Origin of the sequence: Collinsella aerofaciens, from assembly GCF_039758815.1 — a bacterium.
Classification (GTDB): domain Bacteria; phylum Actinomycetota; class Coriobacteriia; order Coriobacteriales; family Coriobacteriaceae; genus Collinsella; species Collinsella aerofaciens_BP.
In genome coordinates this window covers 25,085-31,542 of record NZ_JBDMSK010000022.1, presented here as the reverse complement: position 1 = coordinate 31,542, position 6,458 = coordinate 25,085, and the positions used below count along the sequence as shown (strand labels likewise).

4 protein-coding genes are annotated in these 6,458 nt (G+C 59.6%); all 4 read right to left on the bottom strand.

Annotated elements, in window-relative coordinates; genetic code table 11:
* Window positions 1-348: 348 nt before the first annotated feature.
* The gene (locus tag ABHT90_RS08510; RefSeq protein WP_346982225.1) at window positions 349-1,170 is read right to left on the bottom strand and encodes an HAD family hydrolase; all 822 of its coding nucleotides are present in this window, start codon (window positions 1,168-1,170) and stop codon (window positions 349-351) included.
* Window positions 1,171-1,380: 210 nt separating this feature from the next.
* Complete coding sequence (locus tag ABHT90_RS08505; protein WP_346982224.1) at window positions 1,381-2,661, bottom strand: MFS transporter; 1,281 nt, start codon at window positions 2,659-2,661, stop codon at window positions 1,381-1,383.
* Between the two features lie 236 nt (window positions 2,662-2,897).
* Window positions 2,898-4,346 carry a glycoside hydrolase family 1 protein gene (locus tag ABHT90_RS08500; protein ID WP_195404013.1) on the bottom strand — a complete coding sequence of 483 codons (1,449 nt, stop codon included), beginning with the start codon at window positions 4,344-4,346 and terminating at the stop codon, window positions 2,898-2,900.
* Between the two features lie 650 nt (window positions 4,347-4,996).
* Window positions 4,997-6,436 (bottom strand): PTS transporter subunit EIIC, encoded by a 1,440-nt coding sequence (locus ABHT90_RS08495; RefSeq protein ID WP_346982223.1) that lies wholly within the window; start codon window positions 6,434-6,436, stop codon window positions 4,997-4,999.
* Between the last annotated feature and the right edge of the window lie 22 nt (window positions 6,437-6,458).

Here is a 6,458-nt window from a genome sequence, read left to right as displayed (position 1 = left end):
CCGGCAAGGGGTCGATAGCTTTGCAATTTCAAAAAGATGATTGAGGCAGAATGTCAATTCTGGTCTAACAGAGCCTTTTTTAATGGCATTAGATTTATTTGCACAACATTTTGCTCAAGAGCAAACATCCTGTGAACGGTCGAAAATCGACCGTGAGCGGTAGGTCATTAACCGGGATGAATATCCTACCAAATTGATGAGAATATCTTAAACCCATCGGTGGTTGGAAGCGTAATGTTCAGACAACCATATTTGAATTTTCGCGCAGCTTTTAGGCATCAATTCGCCCAAATCGCTTGAGGTCACCACAAAGGTGCCTGTCCCCATTGTGGTGGTTCTCCCCCGGCGCTACAGCAGATGTTCCTCAATAAAGATCGCGATGCCGTCTTTGTCGTTACTGGCGGTTACAAAGTCGGCTGCGGAGCGGGTGGCATCGCTGCCATTTGCCATGGCCACGCCCACGCCGGCGTCAGCCACCATGCAGGTGTCGTTATCGGCATCGCCAAACACGCAGATGTTCCGGAGCTCCATGCCGTTGAGCTCTGCCACGCGCACAAGGCCGCGCGTCTTGGACACGCGCGGATCCATGAACTCGTAGAGCCGTTGCGTGGTCTGCAGAGCCGCAGCCTTAACAGTGTCGTCGGCGAGCGTCGACGCCCGCTCGATGACCTGCGGCATCGCCTCGGGCGCCATGGTAAACATCACCTTGGCCTGCGGCTCGCGCAAAAACTCGGAAAAGTCGACCACCTTGTAGGGCACGCCGTCGACACGCGACAAGTGCTCGACGCACGCATTGCTCTCGGGCACATAGAGCACGCCGTCCCGAGGGCAAACGGGCGTTGCCGGCAGGTCTGCCATGTGCTCGCAAATGCGCGCGATGGTCTCGCCCGGCAGCGGATAGCTCAGCTCGTTGATGTCGTGCGCGCGGTCGATGACCTCGGCGCCACCGCAGCCCACGAGCACGTCCACCAGGCCTTCGATACCCCAGAGCTCGTACATGGCCTCGGTCGCGTGGGCGTCGCGCCCGGTACACAGGCCAAAGAGCACGCCACGCTCGCGCAAGGCGCGGATCGCCGCCACGGTGCGCGGGGACACCGTGTGCCGGCTCGTGAGCAGCGTACCGTCGATATCGCAGAACACGGCTTTGATGTGGCTGAAGGTGACGTCCATGGGGGCCTTTCTGGGTCGTGCGGCGGTGTGGGGTGTATTCGTGAACGGCGTATATGGTATACCAAGGCGCGTACGGGGCGCTTTGGTGCAAAACCACCATAAAGGTGCCTGGCCCCCTTTGTGGTGGAAGTGACGTTTGCGGGCCAAACCATCACAACATTCGACGTTTTTCGGCATAATCGCGATTTTTACCGAATGTTGTGATGGTTTTCACTGCCTTGCGGCACGATCAAAATGCCGGCGTCCAAACAACAGCAACGCCGCGGGAACCGCCGTCACGACCATACCCGCCCCTACGAGCGTCTGCTGCACGCCAAATGTCGCCGCCAGCCACGGGGCAATCGCCAGCGGCGCCACGCCGGCGAACATGTTGCCAAAGCCCATGACCGAGTTCACACGGCCGAGTTGCTCGAGCGGCGCCGTCGTTTGCACGATGGTGTTGTGGAGCGGGTTGACGACACCCCAAGCTATGCCCAGGGCGACCTGGCCGACAAGGACCACACCCACGTACGGCGTCCCCACATAGAGCAGGCTTCCCAGGCCCACGGACATAAGTGCCACGAGCAGCGTTTTTAGGTTTACCAAGTGCGGCGGCAAGCGGAGCGCGAGCACGGCACCCAGCACCGCGCCGACACCGCATGCCGACGAGAGCCAGCCCATCCACTCGACACCGACATGCAGAACAACGCGATAGAAAAACGACTCGAGCGGATCGAAGGCTCCGTAGCCAAAGTTCGAAAGGAAAATAATGCAGAACAGCAGGGCGAGGACGCTGTTGGTAAAGACCGTCTTGATGCTGGTCGAGAAGGTGACGCGGGCGGACGTGCCGGGGTTGGAGCTTCGCCCCGCACGCTCCCCTTCCTCTGCCGAATCGGCATCCGCATGCCCGGCGACATAGCTGGTCTGCGGCCTAAAGCCCCAACCGACGACGAACGCCAGCACGGTAAAGAGCATCATGAGCGCGAACACCGTGCGCGACGACGCAGCCGCCGCGGCAAAGCCGCCCAGCGTGGGGCCAACGATGATACTCACGTTTGAAAACATGGCGATGGCGGAGTTGATGTCTTTGAGCTCGACAGGATCGTCGGTGAGGTAGGCCGGATAGGACGTGGCAATGGGCTGGGCGAATCCCATCGTAAGGCCTAAGAACACCGCGCCGAGCAGGACGATGCCGGTCGCGCTACCAAAAGCGATGATCGCCGTGCCAGTTGCGAGCGCGCCGACGATGCTCAGCAAGAAATGGCGGCGCGGACCCCAGGCGTCGAGCGCAGCGCCGCCCGCAAAGGATCCCAGGATCACGAAAACGTTCATAAACAGAACGGCCAGCGATGTCGCGACGACCGAGGCATCGTCCGCATAGGTGAGCGTTCCGATGACGCCGATAAAATAACTGGTCTGAAACCCGGTGTAGATGAGAAAGCGCATCGCCACCAAGCGCTTGGCCTGCACGGACAGCGATGATTGAGGCTTTGAGAAAAGAGAGGCGAGCATGGAGACTCCTTGTTTCATACGAATGCGGACGGCGGGCATTCGCCACCGTCTGTCAAATCAATCTATCCGCATGAAACATTAAGGACGCATCAAGCCCCTTCTCTCCGTTTTTCGCCCGTCATGAACTACTTGGTAGATTGTAAGGCATGTCCCACACATCTACTAAAGCAAAATCCACCACAAAGGCGCCTGGCCCCTTTGTGGTGGTTGCGGCGTTTACGCTGGTTGAGACTTGGCTAGGCCAGGTCGGCGCCGTTGGACTCGATGACCTTCTTGTACCAGAAGAAGCTGTCCTTGCGGCTGCGGGCGAGCGTGCCGTTGCCGTCGTTGTCCTTGTCGACGTAGATGAAGCCGTAGCGCTTCTTCATCTCGCCGGTCGAGGCACTCACCAAATCGATGCAGCCCCACATGGTGTAGCCCATCAGGTCCACGCCGTCCTCGATGGCAATCTCCATCTGCTTGATATGCTCGCGCAGGTAATCGATGCGGTAACTGTCGTGAATCGAACCGTCCGCCTCGACCTCGTCCACCGCGCCCAGGCCGTTCTCGACAATCATCAGCGGCACCTGGTAGCGGTCGTAGACCTCCTCCAGGTAGTAGCGCAGACCCTCGGGGTCGATCGCCCAACCCCAATCGCTCTTCTTGAGATACTCGTTGCCGGCGCCACCAAAGATGTTGCCCTGCTCCAGCAGCACCGGGTCGGCCGTGGCGGTGGCGCTCATGTAGTAGCTAAAGCTGTAGAAGTCGACCTTACCGGCAGCCAGCGTGGCGGCGTCCTCGGGCGAGACCTCCACGTGCACGCCTTCGCGGCGCCACACGCTGGGAGCCCACGAAGGATACGCACCGCGCACCTGCACGTCGCCGCAGTAGAAGTTCATCTCGCGCTGCTGCTTTTGGGCGGCCAGAACGTCGGCCGGATTGCACGTGTGCGGATAGCAGGCGTTGCCGGCGATCATGCAGCCGATCTTGTTCTGAGGGTCGATCTGATGGCCCATGGTGACGCACTTGGCGCTCGCCAGGAACTGATGGTGCAGGGCGTCGAAGCGCGCCTGCGGGTCGTCCCAGTCGCAGTTGCCAAAGGCCATGGGCGTGTCGGTAGCCTCGGGCACCATGCCGCCGCCCATCACGCCGCCAAAACCGCCCATGAGCAGGCAATTGATCTCGTTGAAGGTGAGCCAGTAGCGCACCAGCCCCTTGTACTCGGTCATGACGGTACGGGCGTAATTGAGGTAGAAATCGATGAGCTTGGGGTTCTTCCAGCCGCCGTAGTTTTTGGACAGGCCATAGGGCAGCTCGTAGTGGCTGAGGGTGACCATGGGCTCGATGCCCTGCTCCTGGCAGGCCTGGAACACGCGGCGGTAGAACTCGATGCCAGCCTGGTTGGGCTCGGCCTCGTCGCCGTTGGGGAAGATGCGGCTCCAGTTAATGGACATGCGGTAGCACTTAAAGCCCATCTCGCCAAAGAGCTTGATGTCGTCGAGGTAGTGATGGTACATATCCACGGCCTCGTGGCTGGGATAGTGGTACTGGGGCAGAATGCCGTCGGTAATGTGGCGCGGCTCGGAGACCGTGCCGCCCGTCATGATGTCGGGAACACCGAGGCCCTTGCCGTCCTCGTTGTATCCGCCTTCGCACTGATTGGCGGCAGTGGCGCCGCCCCACAGAAATCCATCGGGAAAAGCCATGTTGGCTCCTTTCGTACGTGTTTGGAGAGGTTGCGCGGGCGCCGAAACGGCGTCCGCAGGGTAATTTGCGTCCCGATCGGAGTTCGCGTTGAGTCGGCCGCCACGAAACCGGCCCATCTACTACGTTTAGTCGTGAACCCCCGACCACGCCGCAATTGTCAAAAATAAAACCGCAGGTAGACGGCTTGGCGGTTTTCGAAAAACCACCGTGTGGTTGGCCCCTACCACTTAAACGTAGTAGATAGGCCGGTTTCGTGGCGAGGCATGTTGCGGGACGCGCACGGACCGACCCATCGAAACTATGCCGGCTTAAGATATGCGGACGGAGCTGACGGAGACGACGTTTGCCCAGATAAAACCGACCAAAATAAACCTGCCCCTTATTGGCAGGTTCAAAACCATGCCGGTTTACGGGGCAGAACCAGTGCCCCTTGAGCATGCCAGAAACGGCAAGGACAAAACCGCAGGTAGGAGGCTTGTCAGTTTACGGAAAAACGGGGTATGGTCAGCACTCACCGTTTCAGCCCCGTAATCCGGCATGGTTTTGATTTTGGGCAGTCGCTCGGACGAGCGCATGGCATCTAGCCCCTTTGAAAAAACCGGCGGGGCGCTCCCCCCGCCGGCTTGGTACCGAGTCTTTGTCGTTTGGGCTACTTGGCAGCCTCGGGCTTGTAGGTGGCAAACTCGATCGCAAAGCCCACGGCGGCACCCACGAAAGAGGCAACGATAGCCCAGATCATGTGGTTGATGCCGTTAACACCGGAGGGGTCGATGAAGGACAGCCAGTTGAAGACGCCCAGACCACCGGACATGTACACCACGGCGCCGGAGAGACCAATGATGAGGCCGCCCACAGCAGAACCGATGCTGGCGTTGATGAAGGCCTTCTTATCGGGCAGGGCGACACCGTAGATAGCGGGCTCGGTGACACCAAAGAAGAAGGCGGAGATCATGGCCGGCAGCGCGATGCCGCGGAACTTCTCGTCCTTGTTCTTGAGATACATGGCAAAGAGCACGGCGCCCAGCGAGAAGGAGTGGGCGATAATGGAGCCCAGGATGTAGTCATGGCCCAGAGTGGACAGGTTGACCAGCGCGATAGGCACGAGCGACCAGTGGAAGCCAAAGATGACCAGGCACATCCAGAAGGCACCGACGAGGGTGCAGCCCAGGAGGGAGCCGATCATGGGCAGGCCAAACAGCAGCGCGAAGAACTCACCAAGCAGGTTGGTGATGAGCGTGGCGATGGGGCCAATGACCAGGTAGCCAAGGGTAACGGTGACAGTGACGACGATCAGCGGGGTGAAGAACATCTTCATAGAAGCGGGCATCCACTTCTTAACCCAGTGCTCGAGGGTAGAGCCGAACCAGATCATGAGAAGGATGGGGATAACGGAGCTGGTGTAGCCCGAGGCAGGCATGATAAGCGGCAGGCCCAGGAACGTGGTGTACCAAGAGAAGGTACCGGCAAAGCCGAGCTCGACGGAGCCGACAACCTCACCCGAGGTCAGAGCAACCATGGTGGGATACACCAGAGCAAAGGCGATGGCCATGCCGTTGAACTCGCTCATCTTGAACTTCTTGGCCGCGGTAAAGCCAAGCACCACGGGCAGGAAGTAGAACATGCCGTCGGCGACGGTGTAGAGCAGCGTGTAGGCGCCGTCGTTGGCAAAGCTCGGGACCAGGAAGGTAGCGAGCGCCAGCAGGCCCTTCATGATACCGGCAGCGGCGAAGGTGCCGAGCATGGGGGCGAAGATGCCCGAGATGAGGTCGATGATCACATCGGTAACGCCCTTGGGAGCGGCATCGTCGTCATCGGCGTCGACGGCGCCGCCGTCGCTAAAACCGCCGGCCTTGAGAACGGCGTCGTAGACGTCCTCGACGATGTTGCCCACAACAACCTGGTACTGGCCGTTGGCGTGCATGACCTTGATGACGTTGGGCAGCTCAGAGATCTTCTCATCGCTGGCCAGGGACTCGTCCTTGAGCTTAAAACGAACGCGGGTAATGCAGTGTGCGACGCATTTGACGTTGGACTTACCGCCAACCAGCTCTACGATCTGGGCAGCAAGATCGTCGTATTTACCTGCCATGATCTGTCCTCTCTTTTCCAAA